The sequence below is a fragment of the Pseudomonas sp. HR96 genome, assembly GCF_034059295.1.
Taxonomy (GTDB): Bacteria; Pseudomonadota; Gammaproteobacteria; order Pseudomonadales; family Pseudomonadaceae; genus Aquipseudomonas.
The window spans coordinates 4,266,232-4,286,516 of record NZ_CP139141.1; the positions used below are offsets into that span (position 1 = coordinate 4,266,232).

General features: G+C 63.0%; 16 protein-coding genes and 3 tRNA genes. All 19 read right to left on the bottom strand.

Annotated elements, in window-relative coordinates; genetic code table 11:
* Positions 1-16 precede the first annotated feature (16 nt).
* The 19 genes from SFA35_RS19000 to SFA35_RS19090 all read right to left on the bottom strand — a co-directional run bounded on the left by SFA35_RS19000 (position 17) and on the right by SFA35_RS19090 (position 20,057).
* Complete coding sequence (locus SFA35_RS19000; protein WP_320572074.1) at positions 17-1,234, bottom strand: hypothetical protein; 1,218 nt, start codon at positions 1,232-1,234, stop codon at positions 17-19.
* A 1-nt stretch (position 1,235) separates the two neighbouring features.
* Entirely contained in the window at positions 1,236-1,499 is a 264-nt protein-coding gene (locus SFA35_RS19005; RefSeq protein ID WP_320572075.1) for a PAAR domain-containing protein, read from the bottom strand.
* 320 nt (positions 1,500-1,819) lie between these two features.
* Positions 1,820-3,091: a sel1 repeat family protein gene (locus SFA35_RS19010; protein ID WP_320572076.1), complete on the bottom strand. Its 1,272-nt coding sequence runs from the start codon at positions 3,089-3,091 to the stop codon at positions 1,820-1,822.
* Positions 3,088-4,374 carry a sel1 repeat family protein gene (locus tag SFA35_RS19015; protein ID WP_320572077.1) on the bottom strand — a complete coding sequence of 429 codons (1,287 nt, stop codon included), beginning with the start codon at positions 4,372-4,374 and terminating at the stop codon, positions 3,088-3,090. Before SFA35_RS19015 ends, SFA35_RS19010 begins: the two co-directional genes overlap by 4 nt.
* The gene (locus SFA35_RS19020; RefSeq protein WP_320572078.1) at positions 4,374-6,125 is read right to left on the bottom strand and encodes a phospholipase; all 1,752 of its coding nucleotides are present in this window, start codon (positions 6,123-6,125) and stop codon (positions 4,374-4,376) included. Before SFA35_RS19020 ends, SFA35_RS19015 begins: the two co-directional genes overlap by 1 nt.
* Positions 6,122-8,809 (bottom strand): type VI secretion system tip protein VgrG, encoded by a 2,688-nt coding sequence (locus SFA35_RS19025; RefSeq protein ID WP_320572079.1) that lies wholly within the window; start codon positions 8,807-8,809, stop codon positions 6,122-6,124. The genes SFA35_RS19020 and SFA35_RS19025 overlap by 4 nt, the downstream gene beginning before the upstream one ends.
* Before the next feature lie 117 nt (positions 8,810-8,926).
* Complete coding sequence (locus SFA35_RS19030) at positions 8,927-9,421, bottom strand: Hcp family type VI secretion system effector (protein ID WP_320572080.1); 495 nt, start codon at positions 9,419-9,421, stop codon at positions 8,927-8,929.
* A gap of 35 nt (positions 9,422-9,456) precedes the next feature.
* Positions 9,457-11,031 carry an OmpA family protein gene (locus SFA35_RS19035; protein WP_320572081.1) on the bottom strand — a complete coding sequence of 525 codons (1,575 nt, stop codon included), beginning with the start codon at positions 11,029-11,031 and terminating at the stop codon, positions 9,457-9,459.
* A gap of 9 nt (positions 11,032-11,040) precedes the next feature.
* Entirely contained in the window at positions 11,041-11,682 is a 642-nt protein-coding gene (gene tssL, locus SFA35_RS19040; RefSeq protein ID WP_320572082.1) for a type VI secretion system protein TssL, short form, read from the bottom strand.
* A 20-nt stretch (positions 11,683-11,702) separates the two neighbouring features.
* Positions 11,703-13,073 carry a type VI secretion system baseplate subunit TssK gene (tssK, locus tag SFA35_RS19045; protein ID WP_320579114.1) on the bottom strand — a complete coding sequence of 457 codons (1,371 nt, stop codon included), beginning with the start codon at positions 13,071-13,073 and terminating at the stop codon, positions 11,703-11,705.
* Between the two features lie 14 nt (positions 13,074-13,087).
* Positions 13,088-14,620 carry a type VI secretion system contractile sheath large subunit gene (gene tssC, locus SFA35_RS19050; protein WP_320572083.1) on the bottom strand — a complete coding sequence of 511 codons (1,533 nt, stop codon included), beginning with the start codon at positions 14,618-14,620 and terminating at the stop codon, positions 13,088-13,090.
* A gap of 36 nt (positions 14,621-14,656) precedes the next feature.
* Positions 14,657-15,157, bottom strand: coding sequence for a type VI secretion system contractile sheath small subunit (gene tssB / locus SFA35_RS19055; RefSeq protein WP_320572084.1), 501 nt, complete (start codon positions 15,155-15,157; stop codon positions 14,657-14,659).
* A gap of 282 nt (positions 15,158-15,439) precedes the next feature.
* Positions 15,440-15,516: transfer RNA gene (locus SFA35_RS19060), tRNA-Asp, on the bottom strand.
* Positions 15,517-15,611: 95 nt separating this feature from the next.
* Positions 15,612-15,688: transfer RNA gene (locus SFA35_RS19065), tRNA-Asp, on the bottom strand.
* Between the two features lie 55 nt (positions 15,689-15,743).
* Positions 15,744-15,819 (bottom strand) — tRNA-Val (locus SFA35_RS19070).
* Between the two features lie 92 nt (positions 15,820-15,911).
* Positions 15,912-16,679 carry an SDR family oxidoreductase gene (locus tag SFA35_RS19075; RefSeq protein WP_320579116.1) on the bottom strand — a complete coding sequence of 256 codons (768 nt, stop codon included), beginning with the start codon at positions 16,677-16,679 and terminating at the stop codon, positions 15,912-15,914.
* Positions 16,680-16,684: 5 nt separating this feature from the next.
* Complete coding sequence (locus SFA35_RS19080) at positions 16,685-17,896, bottom strand: O-succinylhomoserine sulfhydrylase (RefSeq protein WP_320572085.1); 1,212 nt, start codon at positions 17,894-17,896, stop codon at positions 16,685-16,687.
* A 49-nt stretch (positions 17,897-17,945) separates the two neighbouring features.
* Positions 17,946-19,451 (bottom strand): amidophosphoribosyltransferase, encoded by a 1,506-nt coding sequence (purF, locus tag SFA35_RS19085; protein ID WP_320572086.1) that lies wholly within the window; start codon positions 19,449-19,451, stop codon positions 17,946-17,948.
* A 45-nt stretch (positions 19,452-19,496) separates the two neighbouring features.
* Complete coding sequence (locus tag SFA35_RS19090; RefSeq protein WP_320572087.1) at positions 19,497-20,057, bottom strand: CvpA family protein; 561 nt, start codon at positions 20,055-20,057, stop codon at positions 19,497-19,499.
* Positions 20,058-20,285: the final 228 nt, after the last annotated feature.

Consider the following 20,285-nt stretch of genomic DNA (forward strand, 5'->3'; position numbering starts at 1 on the left):
TCCTTGTCTTGAAATCTCAAGCGGGTCGAACGACACACGCTTGTAGAGAGCCGTCCTGGAGATGGCCGTCCTGGCATGCGCCGTCCTGTACCAGCAGCAATTGCGGCTCGGTGTCCCGGCCGGCACGCTCAGTGGCGATGATCAACGCGATGTTGCCGAGCGCTGCTGCGGGCATGCCGAAACAGTCGTCGAGGTCTTGCCAGCGCGACAGGTCGATGGCATTCCCAAGGCCGTTCAGCCCCAGCGCCAGCTCACGTCTGGACACCGGACCGACTTGCGAGGACAGGGTAAAAAACGCAGCTGTGGCGCCCTCGAGATTCGCCCAGCGCAGAGCCTCGCCCACCCCACGGCCTTGGCTGTCCACCGACACCGGGCGATGCAGCCATGCCTTGGGCACCCGTGCGTGATCGCTGACCCAGCCCGCCCGGGCGAGCAGGATGGCCGTTACCGACTCCGCCTGGTTGGCCACCGGGGCGGTGAACAGATTGATCTCCAGCGACAGCAGGCGCGCGGCGTTCGGCTCGCCGTCCAGCCAGGAATCAAGCCAGAGCAGGCCTGGCTGCTGGGTGAAGGTCGCGGCGCCGAACCCTGCGGCCCCTGCCACCTCATGCCACAGCGCCGCGACCTGGTCGTCACCGAGCGTGCCGTCGTGGCTTATCCGCACGTGCACCGGTGCAGCACCGAGGGGTGCGCCGAGGCTCGGCTGAAGTGTCTCGATGATGTGGCGCAGGTGGACCGCCAACCGTTGGCAATACTCGCTTTCGCTGTAGTCGAGCGCCGCAGGCTCCAGCCGATTGACGGCGACCGTTTGCCCCGTGGCCGGGAAGTAAGTCGACTTGAGCGGCTTGCCGGAGTCAGTCGGCATCTGTGCCAAATCAGAACTTCCGACTGCGGTGCAATAGGCCGTATCGAGCAGCGCAGCCCGTCGTTGCCCCTTGGCCAACAGTGCCTGCAACTGCCGACCCTGCTGCTGGTTCCAGCTTTCGATCCATTCACGGCGCCGCTCATGCGCCAACAAGGCCAAAGCACCCAACAGCAACGCGGCCAGTAACGGCAGAACCACCGAGCAGCCCCAGAACCAGGGCGACATTCGCCATGAATCCTGCGGCCAGAGCCACAGCAGCAGGCCGCTGCAGATCAGCGCCCCTGGCAACCCCACAAGACACCAGCGGCCAATGGCCGGTGCGGCAGGCATAGCCAATCGGCCCGGCAGCGCCTCGAGATCGACCGGCACCTCAAGCCTTCCCGGCGTTCGACAGCGAGCTGATCAATGCGCACCCACAGCGACAGACGTGGCCCTGCAACGCAACCGGTTTGCCATTGGCAATGAACGCACTGTCGCCCTCGGCAATCTGGTTGCGGCCATGACCCGGCAACGGGCATTGCACGAGGTCGCCCATGCACGCCGCCGGCAGCCCCATAAAGATCATGCCACTCTGCGCAGTGAGTACTTCACCGCCTGAAGTCAGTTTATCGCCCAAGCGAACTAAAGGTTGCATATGGCACTCCTTGTTTATTGTTGGATATGGATAGACGCGCAACTTTGCCATCCACGTTTAAAGATTGATACCGGTTGGCGCGAGCTCAACTATTCACGCAAGTCGAATAGAGGGCAAACTGGCCGCCACTATTGCAGCGGGCAGATTGCAGAGCAATACACAAATTACCAAAAACTCATTTCAAAGTATTACGAGCGGCCATCTATTAATTAACCGGCGCGCACGGATAAACCTCGAACAAATCGATATCAAAGAAAAGATAGTTGCCCCTGACCCGCTCAGATTTTTAAGCCAGCGACATTCAGCGTGAGATCAGCTCGTCATCCCGTCAATCTCCAGCCTATCGGCTCCAAGGTTTTCCAGTACCCGGTCTGCAGGCACAACCGTCCGCTGACGCAACCTTTGACTGGTAAATTCGACTGGTCGAATCCGGCAGCCTTGGGCATGGGTCTGCCGGTGGCGGGTTCGAGCATCTTCTCGTCGGCAAGCCGTTTGATCAACTCTTCGCTGGGTTTCTCCGGTGGGATGTTGGCGAGGCGTTCTTCCAGCCACTGGAGTTTGCCGTCCCATTCAGGCAGGGCCGCCGGAGGGAGGGGGACGATTTCGTTGATTTCGGGGACTTTCGGATGGGCGTAGGAATAGCGCGCGAGAATGCGCCAGATAGTGTTATAGCGGCGGACACGCTCCTGGTCCTCTTTCTGGCCTAGATAGTTGAGCTTGTTTGTCTCAAGCGGACCTGCGAAACCACTCTCTAGAAATCCTGCTGAGGTTTCATCGCCTGCGGCGACGCCCATCTGAAATGCTTTCACCGCTTCGGCGTATTGCTTATAAATGGATAGCTTTACACCTAATGAGGTGGCGGCATCGCCATGACCCTGCTCCGCAGCACAACGATACATGGCGTTGGCTACTAATGGTGCAATATTAATAGGAGCCAATTTTTTAGCAATATAGGCCTGTCCTTGCGCACTACCTTCGTCAGCGGACTTGCGCAAATAGCGCAATGCCATTTCGGGATCACGTGCCAGTCCAGCTGATCCTTGCTGCAAGAACTTGCCGATGAAGAAGTATCCAGTAGCGACCCCGCCAGAAATTAATTCCTGGGACAAGCGTAGGTACTCGCGCCCGCCGAGTATGAAGAAGCCACGCATGGCGCCCGACTGCAGGTTCATATTGGCCTTGTAATGACGATGCTCGGCCGCAATACGATACAGTCGCTCGATTTCTACATCCACCAATTTATCCTGCTTGAGCACGTTGTTTTTCTGTAGCCAGCGGGCGTACTTGAACAGAAGATCGGGCTCTGGGTCAGGCTCAGGAATTTTTTCATGGACGCAGGTAAACGCAAGATTGGCTTTGACATCGGCGAGGCTATCTATATCGGCTACCTTGTTAGCGCTATTTGTTTGGCTGTTGTCACAGGCAGCGATGACAAGGCAAGCTGAAGCCATAGCGCCACGAGTGAATTTAACACTCTGATCGCGTATCAGCGCAAAGGCAGCGCTGTACTTGATACGTTTACTTGTAATATCGAGTGCTCCCTCATGCCTGAATTTAAAGTTTGCCAATGAACGTCTCAGAATACCCGTCATCCCAGCAGCCCCCAATGCACCCGCTCCTCAGTAACCGTATGCTTATCGGAAAACGGCCAGGAGCGAACAAAGTAGCGCTCGGCGAAATGGGTGGGCATGATCTCGCCCTCTTTGACGTGGCGGATGACCTCGGAGTGAAGCATCCCGCGCGCTTCATGGGGCAGCCACATGGCTTTCCAGTATCCGGTCTGCGGGCAGACCTGTCCGCTGAAGCAACCTTTGACTGGAAACTTCGACTGGTCGAATCCGGCAGCGCCGGGCATGGGTCTGCCCGTGGCGGGTTCGAGCATCTTCTCGTCGGCGAGCCGTTTGATCAGTTCTTCGCTGGGTTTCTCCGGTGGGATGTTGGCTAGGCGGGCTTCAAGCCATTGGAGTTTGCCGTCCCATTCAGGCAGGGGCGCTGGAGGGAGCGGGACGATCTCGTTGATTTCCGGGACTTTCGGATGGGCATAGGAATAGCGTGCGAGAATGCGCCCGATAGTCTTATAGCGGCGGACACGTTCCTGGTCCTCTTCCTGGCCTAGATAGTTGAGCTCGTCTGTCTCAAGCGGACCTGCGAAACCACTCTCTAGAAATCCTGCTGAGGTTTCATCGCCTGCGGCGACGCCCATCTGAAATGCTTTCACCGCTTCGGCGTATTGCTTATGAATGGATAGCTTTACACCTAATGAGGTGGCGGCATCGCCATGACCCTGCTCCGCAGCACAACGATACATAGTGTTCGCTACTAATGGTGCAATATTAATGGGAGCCAATTTTTCAGCAATATAGGCTTGTCCTGCCGCACTACCTTCGTCAGCGGACTTGCGCAAATAGCGCAACGCCATTTCGGGATCACGTGCCAGTCCAGCTGATCCTTGCTGCAAGAACTTGCCGATGAAGAAGTATCCAGTAGCGACACCGGCAGAGATTAATTTCTGTGACAAACGTAGGTACTCGCGCCCGTCAAGTTTGAAAAAACCACGCATGGCTCCCGACTGCAGATTCATATTGGCCTTGTAATGATCATGTTCAGCTGCAATACGATACAATCGCTCAATCTCTGCATCCATCAATTTATCCTGCTTGAGCACATTGTTTTTCTGTAGCCAGCGGGCGTACTTGAACAGCACATCAGCCTCCGGATCTGGCTCGGGAATATTCTCATGAGCGCAAGTAAAAGCAAGGTTGATTTTTAATTCCGACAAGCGATCCATAGCAAACTCTCTTTTGTTATCTAGCACATGGGTATTGTTGTCACATGCGGTGACGACGAATAAGATCATAAGGAAGAATTTTTTCATCAATCCCAAGTCCAAGCAGTTGCATTACCGTAATAAAATTCCACCAATGACGCTGATGGGGCCTGCAGGTCTTGCATAAGCCCTTTATTCCGTTTAATGATCCTCTCCCATGCTCTGAACGTCTCTTCAATATCATCCCCCGCCCCCTCCTCCCCCGCATGCAGCTTCCACAATCTACGTCGCAAATCCGTCGTCACACTCGCCCACTCATGCGCAATATTCAGCTCACTGTCGACCTGCATACTTCGGGTGTTGATATTCGCGGAGCCGTGCGTCGTGAACACGTCATTGACGATCATCAACTTGGAATGGATATACACGGGCATCCATGGCTGCCCGGCAGGTGAATCCTTGGCTACCAGGGCACACACATGCACTTTCAGCCCAGGGATATCCTCCATCTTGATATGGCTTTTTTGTATTTCCTCGGTTTTCTTCGCCAGTTCTTCCGCGGACAACTGCTGTTTCCCAAGCTGCTCGATGCGCCGCAACTTGGTGAGTTCGGGGATGGTATCCGCCCGGCCCAGTGCTTCGAGCATCCGCTGAGTGTTTACGGTGCCTTTGCCAATGCCGTCATCAGTGGCGTTGGTGACCACGAACAAGTGCAGGGCGCCGTGCAGGCCCGGGTCCCGACCGGCCCGGGTCTGGTCCGCCGCGGCTTTCTTGATGGCCTCGGCAAGCGGAGGCCAGCGAAAGTACTGGTTTTCGATATAGATGAACTGGGTGGCATTGTTCACCGCTTGCAGGTACGCCTGCTCGATATCCCGGGCGCCCTCCTGTACCTGAGTGCGCAGCAACTGAGCCATCTGCAGCTTACCTGGAGCACACTTCAGTTGGCTGGCCAGGGCTTCCACCGGACGCTTCTGCAACAGGTCTTCGCCGGTTTCCTTTTTCCAGGCCTGGGCGAAGTTGTGGTGCAGATGCTCCAGTATCGGCCCGGTGATCTTGCTCGAGATATCCTGGCGCGGCGTAAAGCCGCGCGCCCCGCCGTTGGGTTCAGGCCAGTCATATGTACTGCGATTGAGCGCCGAGTGCGCATCGGTATCCCAGTACTCGTCGAGCATGTTGTGACCCATTACAAAGCCAACGGCGCGCTCGGGATCTTCATAATCGGCCAGCACGCTTTTCTGATGGTGGGTGGCGGTGGACATCAATGTATTGAGCATGGCAGCGCTGATTTCGGTGTCATGTGCTTCACGCCCGACCTGCCAGCCGATCTTCAGTCGCTCCAGCGCGTTGAAACCACGACTGACGAACAACGGCGTATTGCCCCCAAGGCGGTAAGCGGCTTTGTCATCCTTTACGGCATGGTTGAAGAACCATAGGCGATCATATTCATGTTGCTGGCGGGTGCTGTTTTGCAGCGCTCGACCGAACAGGTTGGGGAATTTGCCCGGCAGATTGGCTTCTCCCGCGAAGCCCGCCGTGTTCAGGAACATCTCCCAGCCCAGCACCCGCACCCGAACGCCCGCGGCGGCTTTGCTGCGTAACAACTCGCCTATGCTGGGCGCCCGATAGTCGCGAATGAAGAACATCGACGGCTGGAAACCCCAGCAGATGATGTCCACACTCTTGGTGGCTGCGGCGATGGCCAGATGCACGGCCCTGAAGGTTTCCTCACCGTTGACCAGGGCCTGGTAAGTACATAGGGCGGGGTTGTATTCAGTGCGCTGGATGTACCAGGGGGCCGTGCAATACGCCACGTTGGTTTCGCTGAGGACGGCGGGTACGACGATGTCGTCTGGTGTCATGAGTCGAGTCCTTGCAGTTCTGTCGCGTCTTGCAGGGCGGTCCCGTACAAGTTGCGGTGGTCGATGTCGGCCTTGCCGAGGTGTTTGTGCAAACCCTTGTTGGCCTGCCTGCCACGCTCAGGATTGCGGTACGCATCGGGAATCGGGATCTGGTAGGTCACACCGCTGGCCAACTGCAGACGGTATTGCTGGGTCACCACTTGATGCTGCACTTGCACCTCGCCGCTCGCGTCGAACACGCCTGTGGCGATCGCCGTACCGTCGGCAAACACCGTGTAGGGCATCCCGACCAGGCCTTGACCCGCAGCATTCGGCGCCTGTGGTGTGCGAAAACGAAACGTCTGCTGCGAAACGGCCTGTGGGTACTCGGCATGCGCCATGCGCATGCTTGCCCCAGCGCTGTACTCCCAGCGGGCGGCCTTCAGGTTCATCTCGCCATCGGTGCCGGCTTCGATGCCGGACGCCTGCAGGGTCAGGTAGCTGCCGCCACCGTTGAGGATGATTTTCTTCTTGGCGGTGATATGGATTTCGTCTTCGCTGCTGCTGATCTGCAGTCTGTTGCGGGCCAGCAGCTCGAGCGTTCCGTGCTGCGCCTGGATCTGCACGGGCCCCTGATTGGCGACGATCTTGATGCCCAGCTTGTGCACGAACAGGCTGAGGCCTTGGCCGATGCCCATGAACAGCCGCCTGACCACGCTCATGTCGGCGTGCCCGCCGGCGTTGAGGATCAGATTGTCTTGAGCGGCCAGCTGCAGGTGCTCGCCGCTGGTCAAGGCCACGCCTTGCGGGGCGCTGAGCAGGAGCACTGATGCCTGGAGCTGCTTGAGATTGTCCTGCAGCAGATTGACCTGCGCTTGCAGGTTGGCCGGTCCGGCGCTGGCGGTTTCGGCGGCGCTGGACACTTGTTGCATCTGCTCGACGGCCTGCTGCAAGCGGCGAATGGCGTCGTTCATCTCGAGCATGTCGCCCTGCGCCAGGCGCTGCTCATCGGCGCTGATCAACAGCCCCTTGCCAGCCCTGATCGCCCCATGCCCGTCGCTGCGCAATTCGAAGCCGGCGCCGCGCTGCTTTTTCTTCGCATCGACCACATGCCCCAGGTTGAGCTGGCTCTTGCCGGCGTGCTCGGTGCTCAGCTTGACGTGCTCACGGCCGCGGTCGTCTTCCATGCGCAGTTTGTTGTTGGCCGGGGTGCGCAGTACGTTGCGCCGGTAGTTGTCGAGGGTCACCGGGTCGGGGTTGCGGTTGTCGTGCAGGGCGTGGGCGATGTAGGGGCGGTCGGGGTCGCCGTGCTCGAAGGCAATCGCCACCTCGGTGCCCTGGATCAACGGCAGGTGCAGGCCGTGGGTGTCGCCGGCATAGGGGCGGGCCAGGCGCAGCCAGGCGCTTTCGCCGCCGAGCGGCCAGGTGTCGCGGTCGAAGAGGAAGTTGACCTTGTAGCGGCCTTCGAGATCGATGTGGCCGTAGGGGTCGTCTTCGCGGCTGCTGGTGACGCGGGCGGGGATGGTCCCGGCGATCTGCGGCTTGGCCGGGACCGGCGGGCGAAAGCACATCTGCTCGGTGCGCGGGATGGCTTCGAAGGTCACGCGCAGGCCGCTGTCGCGGGCGGCGCGGCTGGTCAGGCTGACGATCACCGCGCGCTGGGCGAAGGCCTCCGGCGGCGTGCCCTGGATGCTCAGGATGCGCCCGGGCAAGAGCGTCGCGCTGCTGCAGTCGCCGCTCAGGCGGGTCTGCTGGTTGAGGTAGCGCTCGTGCTGCAGGCGGGCGTAGAAGAAGCCGCTCTCGCTTTGCAGAAAGCTGTCGCGGCGGATCTCGTCGCCGATCTCGCGGTAGGGCTCGGCGTAGAGGTAGGCCTCGCCGTAGGTGGGGGTGACGGCGCGGTGGCCCTCGACCTTGCCGTCCATCCAGGCGGTGATGTCGCGGTAGTCATAGGCGCGCACGCTGACATCGCGCTCGACCAGGCGGTGGCGCACGGCAAGGTTCCACACGCAGTCCTGATCGCCCTGCAGGCCGGCCGGCGGGATCACCGGCAGGTTCATGTCGGGCAGGTAGTGGTGGCGGTCGTCGCGCAGTTCGAGGACGTCGATGCGCAGGCGGTCGTCCATGCCGAAGTAGTACCAGATACCGACTTCGGCCAGCAGGCGCTGGATGAAGGCCAGGTCGCTCTCGCCAAACTGGATGACCTGCTCGCGGTCGGGGTACTGCCGGGCGAGCTTGAACTGGAAGTGCTGGCCGCGAAACTGGTGGCGGCTGCGCAGGATGTGCTCGACGATCTCCGGCACGCTCTGCTGCTGGTACACCGCGTAGTGGCGGGTGCGCTCGAGGCGGGCCAGGCGCGGCTGCAGCACGACCCGGTAGCGCGCCTCCTCGACGGTGGCCGAGAGCCGCTCGAAGGCGGTGATGTAGCCGTACACGGTGCGCAGCGGCACCACCGGCGCCGGGGTGCGGTAGCGCATCAGCCGCGAGTAGGGGATGGGCGGCGGGTACAGGCTGAAACTGGCGCCGCGGCCGAGCAGGCTCTGCACGGCGAGGTCGAGCACCGGGCTGGTGAATTCGATGGTGTAGATGAAGGGCTGGCTGAGGAAATCCCGGCCCTCGAACGTGAGCACGTCGAGGGGCGCATCGAGTTGCTCGACGCGCAGTTTGTGCCGGGTGTGGTCGATGAACAGCGGACGCGGCTGTGACATGTGGCTCCTGCCTCCAGGTGGGCTGGGCTTTGCTCGGGCGTGCAGGGGCCGACCCGGTTGGGCCAGCCCATGCACGATGAGGAAAAGCAGGCGGCGCGAGCCGCCTGCAGTCAGCGTTTAGCCCGCTGCCGAGCGTTCGTTCCAGGCGTCGGAGTGCTTGATGGTGCCGTCGAGGAACAGCCAGGTGATCTTCTCGTAACGCAGTTCGATCTCCTCGAGGTGGTTGTGCTTGTGTTTGCTTGGGTCTTTGATGTCGTGCATTTTCGGCGCGACCTTGACCACTTTTACCCCTTCGAGCAGCTTGTTGAAGTACTCGACTTCCTGACCGTTGTCGTCGATCCGGTAGTACTTGAACTCCGCGCTGTGCAGGCTCTGGCCCGTGCTGACGGCCTTGTACAGGTACGCGCTGCTGGCATCGACCTCCTTGGTGAACCGCAGCGGTTCGTGAATGCGCGTACCGGTCAGCTTGCCGCTGTTGTTGTCGGTGGGAATGCTCAAGGCGTGGTCCAGCGCCAACACCTCGATACTGCCCTGACGCCCCTGCACATCGACCGAACCCTTGAGCGGCGAACCGCCGTCATCTTTCAGCCACAGGTAAACGGGAATTGCCATGTGAAGCTCCTTTTTACTTTTTATGGGTCGCCCGTTCATTGGGCGATCGTTGAGTCCGCTACCACAGGAGCGCGCTCGCAGGCGCCCTCCTCCGGTACCAGACGGATATCGACGCGGCGGTTGCGGCTGCGGCCGACCGCGTCGGTATTGCTCGCCACGGGGCGGGTTGCACCGTGGCCTTGTACGGCGAAACAGCTGTCGGGGATCTCGCCCATGCGCTGCATCCAGTCGCGCACCGCCTGCGCCCGCTGGCGCGACAACTGCAGGTTGCGCGCAGGGTCGCCGGTGGCGTCGGTGTGCCCGGCAACCACGATCAGCCACCCCGGCTGCGCCTTGATGCCCATCAGTGCCTTGATCAGCAAAGGCTCGGAGCCCGGCTTGAGTTCGGCGCTCGCGACGTCGAACAACGACAGGCTGTCGAGCCTGATCGGCGCGGCCGGCGGCGGCGGCGCCGGCAGCGGCGGCAGGCGATGCGCCGCGACCAGGTCCAGCAGCGGCAGGCGCATCGCGCCGAGGCTGTAGAAGCCCAGGCCCAGGTAGGGCGGGACGCCGTGCCGGTAGTGCCGATCCAGCAGCGCGGCGTCTGCGCGCAGCGCCGCCAGGGCCTGTTGCTTGCGGGCGAAGACCGACTGAGCGCGACTGAGCGGCGTCGGCACGGCGTGATAGCGCCGCACGTCATCGCTGATCTGCCGAGCCAACAGGGTGTTCTGCCAGGCGGAATTGGCCATGGCGGCGGCCACCAGCACCGCGCCCAGCCACACCCCCCGCGCCCACGCACGTCGGCTCAGGGGGTTGCCGCGCCGGCGTGGCAGCAGGTGCATCAGCTCGTCGGCCAGGGGCAGTTGCGCGGCGCGGACCTCGACGGCGGCAATGGCCGGCAGCCCGGTTCGGCGAGCCAGCCATTGCTGCCAGAGATTGCCGGGCACCACCTGGGGCCAGCTCGGCACCACCCGCACCGCCCACGCCAGGGCGAGACACGGCGGGCTGTCGCCATCGGCCTCGAGCAACGGCGGCAGCACCGTCTGCTGCCACCAGGCCAGCGCGCTGCTGACCTGCACCAGGGCCTGCAGGCGGGCGCCGCGCTGCTGGCCGTTGCCGGGCAACTGCTGCCAGTGCGCCAGCGTCCGCCAATGCCCCGCCTCGACCACCTTGAGCGGATGCTGCCCGGCCTGCTGGCTGAACCACTGGGCGGCCGCGTGCTGGCCCGGCAGGTAGCCGGTCAGCAGCAGCGGCAAGCGCCAGCCGCCACGTTGCAGCCGCGCCAGTTGCTGGCGCAGCGCCTTGAGCGCCGCGAGCAACACCGCGCGGTCGCTGTGCTCGGCCGGATTGACCACCCACTGCAGCGCCAGTTGCCCGCGCCACTGCGGGCGCGCCGCCAGCAGCTGCTCGACCCGCTCGGCCAGTTGCTGCGCCGAGCCAACGGACACGTAGCAGGCCTGCTCGGTCACTCGCACCAGCAGGTTGTCGCTGCGCTCTTTGCTATCGGCCGGCAGATCCTGCGCAGCGACCTCGGCGGCGAACAGGGCGCCCAGACCATCACCGCCCACCAGCACCACCAGCTGGCGGTACTCGGGCGGCGGCAGGCCGTGCTCGGCAAGCTTGGGAAGCATGGACACTCCTCAGGCCACGGCCGGCAGGTTGGCGATAGCGCTGCCCAGTGCGGCGTGCAGCCCCCACCAGACGCCCGCCAGCACCAGCGCGGCGGCGCAGGCGTGACTGAGCGGCGCGACCGTGTCGAGCCAGTCGCGCCAACGACGCGGCGCGGCGAGCAGCGCCACCGGTGCCAGGGCCAGCGCGGCCACCCGCTGGTTCAGCGCCTCGAACAGCTGCTGACGTTGCGGCGCGTCGAGGTCGCTGTGGCAACCGCGAAAACCGAGCAGCAGCAAACGCTGATAGCAGGTCAGCACTCGCACGTCCGCGGCGGGCTCGGCCAGCACCGCGCGCATGTCTTCGTACACCTGAGTGCCAGCGTCCAGGTTCTTGAAGAAGTGCCCCTGCAGCGGCTTCGCCGCCCAGCTGGAATGACTCTCGTGGTCGGAGCGGCCGAGCACGCATTCGTCGATCAAGGCGCACTGCGCATAGGTGATCAACGCCACCGAACGCTCGGCCATGCCCGCCTCGAGCAGACGCTGGCGACAGTGCTCGACCTGTTCGGTGCAATGGCCCCACAAACCTTCCGATTCGAGCAGCGAGTCGCGCTCGCGAAGCTCCACGGCCAGCAGCCAGGTGTCCTGCAGCAACGGGTCGATGTCCGTGGCCATGGCCTGTCTCGACAAGCGGCTCATGAGCGCAGTACCGCAAACAGTTCCAGCTGCACATCGGCAAGCGTCGCTGGCACATGGAACGCACAGACCCCGGCGTCGAGCATGGCCCGGCCCTCGGCGTGCTCCAGGTCGAGGGCGAAGTACTGGTTGCCCAGGCGCATGGCGATCGCCGCCGGCACGTGGGCCAGGGAAATCAGCGGGATGCCTTCCAGCGCGGCGTTCACCAGACGGTCCACAGCGTCCGGCGCGCCGGCCTTGCACAGGCGCGGAAACTGCACCTGCAAGGCGGCCGCCGGCATCGGCGAGCGCACCGACAGGTAGAAGTCGACGCCGTCGGGTTCGCGCAGGCGTGGGTCATGCAGCGCCACCTGCCAGCGATTACCGCCGCCCGTCAGCGCCAGGCTGATCACCCGCGACGGCAGGCTGGTTTCCAGCAGATTGGCAATCAGCTCCAGCAGCGGCATGAACACCCGGTCCAACTGCCGGTGGTCGTAGGCCGGGATGACGCACGCTGCGTCGTCCAGCGAGAAGGTCGACAGACTGCCGGCCAACCGCGCCAGTTCGAGGTAGAGCGCTTCGGGGTGATAGTCGGGGTGGGCAATGAACTCCGCCAGCACCGGCTGACAGCTGTTGAGCGCATTCAGCAGCCAGAACAGCGAGACATCCGCCACGGCGAAGTCGGCCATGCGCTGGTGGCTTTCGCGGCGCATCCCCATCAGGCGGGTACGCTTGGCCACCAGTTGGCTGTGCAGGTGCTGCAAGCGCAGCAACAGCCCGGCATGCGCCGCCAGGCACAGCAAGGGCGGCACGAACTGGGTGTCGAGCGCCCAGCCGGCGTTGCCGTCGCGTACCAGCCGCAGCACCGCGCAGGTGGCGAACTGGGCGTTCTCGCCCGCCTCGCCCGGCCAGGTCGATTGCAGGCGCAATTCGACTCGCGGCTCGAGCACCGCGATGGGCTGCCGACCGTCGTCATAGGCATCCTGCAGGTCGCGCCAGACCTGACGGTAGCGCACCGCTCGCGCCGTCTCGCTGCCGTCCATCACGCAGTTGCCGCCATTGCCATGCTCCAGCGGCAATGCCACGAGGAACACGGCGGCCTGCGCCTGACTGTCGAGCGTGCTCGCCAGTTCGACTGCCGGCGGCAGCGCGTCGCCTGCCGTGCTGTCGATGAGGCTGCCGTCGGGCAGGCGCACATTCAGCTCGGCGAGCTTGAGCACGCCCAGGCGCAGCGCCGTGGCGTCGACGCTGACGTGGCGCACGCCCCACGGGTGGGCCCGCGCCAACTGCGCGACGCATTCGTTGGTGCGTGCTTCCCACGCCGCCTGCTGCTGGAAGGTCTGCGGGGCGAGGCTGATGCCCGAGCCCCACAACGGGCGGTTGATGCTGATCGAATGCCCCATGCTCACACCTGAGCCTTGGGCATCTGCGACACCAGCGAGAGGTTGACGTCCATGCCTTCCACCTGGAAGTGCGGCACCGCGTAGAGCTTGACCCGGAAGAAGCCCGGGTTGTCGTCGATGTCTTCCACCGTGACCCGGGCATCGCGCAGCGGGTGCGAGGCCTGCAGGTCGTCACCGGGGTCGGTCATCTCGGTGACCAGGCTGCGCACCCAGGTGTTGAGCTCCAGCTCCAGCACGCGGCGGTCCTTGGTGGTGCCGATGTTTTCGCGCTGGATCAGCTTGAGGTAATGCGCCACCCGCGACAGCAGGAACAGATACGGCAGGCGCGAATTGATGCGGCTGTTCGCGGTGGCATCGACGGTGTCGTACTGGGCCGGCTTCTGCGCCGAGTTGGCGGAGAAGAAACAGGCGTAGTCACGGTTCTTGTAATAGGAAAGCGGGATGAAACCGAGGTTGGCGAATTCGAACTCGCGAGTCTCGCCGATCATCACCTCCGAGGGGATCTTGCCCTGGCTGCCGATGCCCAGGTCGTACAGGTGGATCGGCAGGTCGCTCACCGCGCCGCCGGCCTTGGGCCCGCGAATCTGCACGCACCAGCCATTGTTGACGAAGCTGCGCACCATGTTGGCGGCGAAGGCGAAAGAGGCATTGGTCCACAGGTATTTATGGTGGTCGGGGCCCTTGACGCTTTCGATGTAATTGAAGCTGCGCACCGGCACGGTGTCCGGCCCGTACGGCAGACGGCCGAGCACCCGTGGCAGGGTCAGGCCGATATAGCGGGCGTCGTCGGTGTCGCGAAAGGCCTTCCACTTGAGGTATTCGGCACGATCGAAGTAGTTGCCGATGTCCTTGATCGCGGCCACCTGCTCCATGCTCTGCTTGCCGAAAAAAGCCGGCCCCACCGAGCCGATCACCGGCATGTGAGCCGCCGCGGCAACCTGCGAAAGGCTGCGCAGCAAAGCGATGTCCTGCGGGCTGCGGTCGAACTCGTAGGTGGAGATCGCCGCAGCGATCGGCTCCCCGCCCGGCGTGTCGTACTCCTGGGTGTAGGTCTGGAAATACAGGCCGCTCTGGGCAATTTCCGGGGCGTCCTCGAAATCCTCGATGAGGTCGCGCTTGCTGACATCGAGCAGCTCGATGCGCACGTTCTGGCGAAAATCAGTCTGGTCGACCAGGGATTTCAAGCCGCGCCAGACCGATTCGACGCGCTGGAAATCCTCGTGGTGCATCACTTCGTCCAGCTGCCGGCTGATCTGCCGGTCGAGCTCGGCGATGTGCCCGTCGAGCAGCGCGCGGTCGAGTCGTTGCACGGGTTGTGCGGTGTCTTGCAGCAGGTCGAGCAAGACGCTGACCCCGGCGGTCACGCGTTCGTCGGCTGATACTTCGCACAGCGCATCGACGTCCTGGAAGGCGTCGACGCGTTGCAGCGCGGCGACCGGGCTCATGTCGATGCGGCTGAACAGATGGGCGTAGACGCCCGGTTGTTCTGGCGTGACGACGTCAGTGGCAGGCGTGCCAGTTCCTTGTACGGTCATGGGGTTCCCTCTCTTGTGGGTGGGGTGGATGGCGGCTTATCGAGCGTCTGCGGCCAGGGCGGTCAGTTCGGCGCGCAGGGCGTTGCTCGAAGCGGCATCCTTGAGGATGAGCTCCAGTTCGCGGCGAAAGGTGGCGTTGTCGAGCAGGTTGGATTTCAGGTCACGCAGCAGGATGCGCATGGCCAGCAAGGTGCGCAGTTGCGGAATCTGCCGCGCCACGTGCTCGGGCGAGAAATCGGCGAGGCGCTGGAAGCTCAGGTTTACAGCGGTCTCATCGCCGTCGGCGCTCAAGGTATTGGCGACCGACAGGTGCAACTGCGGACAGAACTCGGCAACCACGTTGTCGAAATTGTTCTTGTCGATGTTGACCTTGGGCCGTTCGCTGAGCGGGCGCTGCTCACGGCCGTTGCTGTAGTCGCCGAGCACCATCAACTTGAGTGGCAATTCGACGCTCTGCTGCGCCCCGCCTGTGTGCAGGTCGAGGCGGATATTGATCCGCGCCTTGGGTATTTCGTTCTGGAAGCTGTTGCTGGACATCGTCATTCCCCTTCAGATGAGTCGCTACCCGGAATGGCTCAGGCCAATTTTGGATCCGGGGTAACGACGAGGGGAAAGACTGTAGGTTGGATCAACCACAAAAATATCTAGGAATTTTCCGAAGATGAGCACGGATTTTTCCTACACACATTTCAAGCTTCTGCAGATCGCGGCGCCTGCAGAGCGCAAAGGCAAAACCCAGACAACAAAAAAGCCCCAGGTCTCTCGACCTGGGGCTTTTTTGTTGCGCTTCGAAGAGTTCAAGGGCTTCGGAGCTATGTATGGCGCAGCGGACGGGACTCGAACCCGCGACCCCCGGCGTGACAGGCCGGTATTCTAACCGACTGAACTACCGCTGCGTATCGCTCGGACTTGCGTCCGTTTGAAACCTGGTTGATCCGCAGGCATGAAGCCTTTGAACCGCAAGCCGGGCAAACCCGACTTGTACATAAGATGGCGCAGCGGACGGGACTCGAACCCGCGACCCCCGGCGTGACAGGCCGGTATTCTAACCGACTGAACTACCGCTGCGCTAAGTGTTGTCTCTCAGAGACGGTGAAGCATCACGTACAACATTCTCAGGAAGTGGTGGGTGATGACGGGATCGAACCGCCGACCCTCTGCTTGTAAGGCAGATGCTCTCCCGGCTGAGCTAATCACCCTTTGCTTCGCTGAGGCCGCGAAATTTACGCACCTACCGAACCTAAGTCAATAGCCCACATAGGTTTTTTTTTGAAGACCGCTTTTAGCGGCTTCACGAGTAGATCATCTTGCGCGTCATGCCGCCGTCCACCACGAACTCCTGGCCGGTGACGAACGCCGCATTCTTCGACAGCAACCACGCCACCATCGCCGCTACATCTTCCACGGTGCCCACCCGCCCTGCCGGGTGCTGGGCGTGGTCCGCTTCGCTCAACGGCGCGTCGCGGCGCTCGGAAAGATCACGGGCATCGATCCAGCCGGGGCTGACGGCGTTGACGCGGATCTCCGGGCCCAGGCTCATGGCCAGCGCGTGGGTCAGGGCCACCAGCCCGCCCTTGCTCGCCGCATAGGACTCGGTGTCCGGCTCCGATTGCCGCGCGCGGGTGGACGCCAGGTTGACGATGGCCCCGCAGTGGGCGCGCAGGTACGGCGTACAGTGCTTGGCCAGCAACATCGGCCCGCTCAGGTTGACCGCCAGCACGCGGTTCCAGTACGCCAGGTCGAGGTTTTCGAGCATGGTGTGGTGCGGGTCGGTGATCGCCGCGTTGCACACCAGCGCATCGAGGCGGCCGAACTGGCCCAGCACCTGGGCCACGCCAGCCACCACCTGATGCTCGTCGGCGACGTCCATGGCGATGAACAGCGCGTTTTCGCCCAGCGCCGCCGCAACCTGCGGACCACGGTGGCGATCAACGTCGCTGAGCACCACTTGCCAACCCTCGCTGATCAGCCAGGCGGCGATGCCCAGGCCGATGCCGCGCGCAGCCCCGGTCACCAGGGCAACGCGACCGTTGTGGCTGCGGGCGGCGCCGAAATCCATCTCGCTCACAGGGCGGCCAGCCCGCGGGCCAGGTCGGCTTGCAGGTCGATGACGTCTTCCAGGCCCACGGCCACGCGGATCAGGCTGTCGCGGATGCCCGCCGCCTCGCGCTCGGCCGGCGACAGGCGCCCGTGCGAGGTGGTGGCCGGGTGGGTGATGGTGGTCTTGCTGTCGCCCAGGTTGGCGGTGATGGAGATCAGCCGGGTGGCGTCGATGAAGCGCCAGGCGCCCTCCTTGCCGCCCTTGACCTCGAAGCTGACCACGCCGCCGAAGCCACGGGTCTGGCGCTTGGCCAGTTCGTGCTGCGGGTGGCTCGGCAGCCCCGAGTAGTGGACCTTCTCGATGCCGTCCTGCTGCTCCAGCCACTCGGCCAGCACCTGCGCGTTGGCGCAGTGCTGGCGCATGCGCAAGCTGAGGGTTTCCAGGCCCTTGAGGAACACCCAGGCGTTGAACGGGCTGAGCGATGCGCCGGCGGTGCGCACGACGCCGACCATTTCCTTCATGTGCTCGGCACGCCCGGCCACCACGCCGCCCATGCAACGGCCCTGGCCGTCGATGAACTTGGTCGCCGAGTGCACGACGATGTCGGCGCCCAGTTTCAGCGGCTGCTGCAAGGCCGGCGTGCTGAAGCAGTTGTCCACCACCAGCAATGCGCCCTTGGCGTGGGCGATTTCGGCCAGCGCGGCGATATCGACCAGTTCGGCAAGAGGGTTGGAGGGGGACTCGACGAACAGCAGCTTGGTGTTGGCCTTGATGGCCCGGTCCCAGCCGTCGAGGTTGGCCAGCGGCACGTAGTCGATCTCGATGCCGAAGCGCTTGAAGTATTTGTCGAACAGGCTGATGGTCGAGCCGAACACGCTCTGCGAAATCAGCACGTGATCGCCGGCGCTGCACAGGCCCATGGCGATGGCGGTGATGGCGGCCATGCCGGTGGCGAAACCGACCGCCTGCTCGGCGCCTTCCATCGCTGCCATGCGCTCTTCGAACGAGCGCACGGTGGGGTTGGTGTAACGCGAATAGACGTTGCCGGGCACTTCGCCGGCAAAGCGCGCGGCGGCATCGGCGGCCGTGCGGAAGACATAGCTGGAAGTGAAGAACAGCGGGTCGCTGTGCTCGCCTTCCGGTGTGCGGTGTTGGCCGGCGCGCACGGCGAGGGTGTCGAACGAGACGCCCTCCAGATCACTGTCCAGCCGACCGGCGTCCCATTCCTGTGTCATGTAAAACTCCTTCTACGGGCCGGACCTCACGGCCCGGACCCGTGCAGACTTAGTTGTTGTACAGATCGATGATCGCGCTCACGGCCTGGGTCTTGACCTTGGAAGCGTCGTTGCGCGCCTGCTCGATCTTGTTCAGATAGTGCTCGTCGATGTCGCCGGTGACGTACTTGCCGTCGAATACCGCGCAATCGAAGGTGTCGATCTTGACCTTGCCGCCGCCGACCGCTTCGATCAGGTCCGGCAGGTCCTGGTAGATCAGCCAGTCGGCGCCGATCAGGTCGGCCACTTCCTGGGTGCTGCGGTTGTGCGCGATCAGCTCGTGAGCGCTCGGCATGTCGATGCCGTAGACGTTGGGGAAGCGGACTGCGGGCGCCGCCGAGCAGAAGTAGACGTTCTTGGCGCCGGCTTCACGGGCCATCTGGATGATCTGCTTGCAGGTGGTGCCGCGCACGATCGAGTCGTCCACCAGCATCACGTTCTTGCCGCGAAATTCCAGCTCGATGGCATTGAGCTTCTGGCGTACCGACTTCTTGCGCGCGGCCTGGCCGGGCATGATGAAGGTCCGGCCGATGTAACGGTTCTTGACGAAGCCTTCGCGGAATTTCACGCCCAGGTGGTTGGCCAGTTCCAGCGCCGAGGTGCGGCTGGTGTCGGGAATCGGGATGACCACGTCGATGTCGTGGTCCGGGCGCTCGCGCAGGATCTTCTCGGCCAGCTTCTCGCCCATGCGCAGGCGCGCCTTGTACACCGAGATGCCGTCGATGATCGAGTCGGGACGCGCCAGGTACACGTGTTCGAAGATGCACGGGGCGTACTGCGGGTTGGGCGCGCACTGGCGGGTGTGCAGGCGGCCGTCCTCGGTGATGTACACCGCTTCGCCCGGGGCAAGGTCACGGATCAGGGTGAAGCCGAGCACGTCGAGGGAGACGCTCTCGGAGGCGATCATGTACTCCACGCCTTCGTCGGTGTGACGCTGGCCGAAGACGATCGGGCGGATGGCGTTGGGGTCGCGGAAGCCGACGATGCCATAGCCGGTGATCATCGCCACCACGGCGTAGCCGCCACGGCAGCGCTTGTGCACGTCGGTGACGGCGGCGAAGACGTCTTCCTCGGTCGGCTGCAGCTTGCCGCGCACGGCCAGCTCGTGGGCGAACACGTTGAGCAGCACTTCGGAATCGGAGTTGGTGTTGACGTGACGCAGGTCGGACTCGTAGATCTCCTTGGCCAGCTGCTCGACGTTGGTCAGGTTGCCGTTGTGTGCCAGGGTGATGCCGTACGGCGAGTTGACGTAGAACGGCTGCGCCTCGGCCGAGGTCGAGCTGCCGGCGGTCGGGTAGCGCACGTGGCCGATACCCATGTGGCCGACCAGGCGCTGCATGTGGCGCTGATGAAACACGTCACGCACCAGGCCGTTGTCCTTGCGCAGAAACAACCGGCCATCATGGCTGGTCACAATACCGGCAGCGTCCTGGCCACGATGCTGGAGAACGGTTAAGGCGTCATAGAGCGCCTGATTGACGTTCGACTTACCGACGATACCGACGATGCCACACATGCGACGCAACCCCTACTTTATGAATCTGGACTAAGTGCCTGCGCCCTACTGCCCTTTTGCGGCAGTGGGAAACAGGTGCTCCTTGAACGGAAGGTCCACCGGTGAGGTGATTCCGCTGGCAAGCCACTGGCTGGTCATCCCCAATACGAGGTTTTTCGACCAGTCGGCGACCAAGAGAAACTTGGGTAACAAGGCGGACTGTTGCCACCACAGATCTTGTTGTACGGGGCCCAGGCTCAACAGCCCGGCCGCCACGACCACCAACAGGCCACCGCGCGCCGCGCCGAACACCATCCCCAGAAAACGGTCGGTGCCGGACAGCCCGGTGACTCGAATCAATTCGCCGATCAGATAGTTGACCAGTGCGCCGACCAGCAAGGTGGCGACGAAGAGTACCGCACAGCCGGCAATCACACGTGCCGACGGGGTCTGGATGTAGTTGTCGAAATACGGCGCCAGACCGCCGCCGAACATCCAGGCAACGGCACCGGCAACGATCCAGGTGACCAGCGACAGCGCCTCTTTGACGAAGCCGCGGCTCAAGCTGATCAAAGCAGAGATGGCAATAATCGCGATTATTGCCCAGTCGACCCAGGTAAATGCCACGTTGCAGCCCGCATGCGGTTAAGGCGGCGCATTTTAGCAGAGCGCTGGCAGATGGGTAAGCGGTGATTGTCCGGGCGGGCGATGGTTCAATTCTATGGAACCCGCAGAACAGCGCCTGGCGAAATGTCCAATATGGCCACCACCGGCCGCGCGATAGGCCTGTCGCGGGCTTCGCGCGCTCCTACATCTGTTGCACCCAGTGGCATCACCGCGACCGCCTCTGCCGTC

What these genes read in the sequence shown, in the direction of transcription:
- SFA35_RS19005 (WP_320572075.1), bottom strand. Translation starts at nt 1,499, where the DNA reads ATGCAACCTTTAGTTCGCTTGGGCGATAAACTGACTTCAGGCGGTGAA.
- SFA35_RS19010 (WP_320572076.1), bottom strand. Translation starts at nt 3,091, where the DNA reads ATGACGGGTATTCTGAGACGTTCATTGGCAAACTTTAAATTCAGGCAT.
- SFA35_RS19015 (WP_320572077.1), bottom strand. Translation starts at nt 4,374, where the DNA reads ATGAAAAAATTCTTCCTTATGATCTTATTCGTCGTCACCGCATGTGAC.
- SFA35_RS19020 (WP_320572078.1), bottom strand. Translation starts at nt 6,125, where the DNA reads ATGACACCAGACGACATCGTCGTACCCGCCGTCCTCAGCGAAACCAAC.
- SFA35_RS19025 (WP_320572079.1), bottom strand. Translation starts at nt 8,809, where the DNA reads ATGTCACAGCCGCGTCCGCTGTTCATCGACCACACCCGGCACAAACTG.
- SFA35_RS19030 (WP_320572080.1), bottom strand. Translation starts at nt 9,421, where the DNA reads ATGGCAATTCCCGTTTACCTGTGGCTGAAAGATGACGGCGGTTCGCCG.
- SFA35_RS19035 (WP_320572081.1), bottom strand. Translation starts at nt 11,031, where the DNA reads ATGCTTCCCAAGCTTGCCGAGCACGGCCTGCCGCCGCCCGAGTACCGC.
- tssL (WP_320572082.1), bottom strand. Translation starts at nt 11,682, where the DNA reads ATGGCCACGGACATCGACCCGTTGCTGCAGGACACCTGGCTGCTGGCC.
- tssC (WP_320572083.1), bottom strand. Translation starts at nt 14,620, where the DNA reads ATGACCGTACAAGGAACTGGCACGCCTGCCACTGACGTCGTCACGCCA.
- tssB (WP_320572084.1), bottom strand. Translation starts at nt 15,157, where the DNA reads ATGTCCAGCAACAGCTTCCAGAACGAAATACCCAAGGCGCGGATCAAT.
- SFA35_RS19075 (WP_320579116.1), bottom strand. Translation starts at nt 16,679, where the DNA reads ATGGATTTCGGCGCCGCCCGCAGCCACAACGGTCGCGTTGCCCTGGTG.
- SFA35_RS19080 (WP_320572085.1), bottom strand. Translation starts at nt 17,896, where the DNA reads ATGACACAGGAATGGGACGCCGGTCGGCTGGACAGTGATCTGGAGGGC.
- purF (WP_320572086.1), bottom strand. Translation starts at nt 19,451, where the DNA reads ATGTGTGGCATCGTCGGTATCGTCGGTAAGTCGAACGTCAATCAGGCG.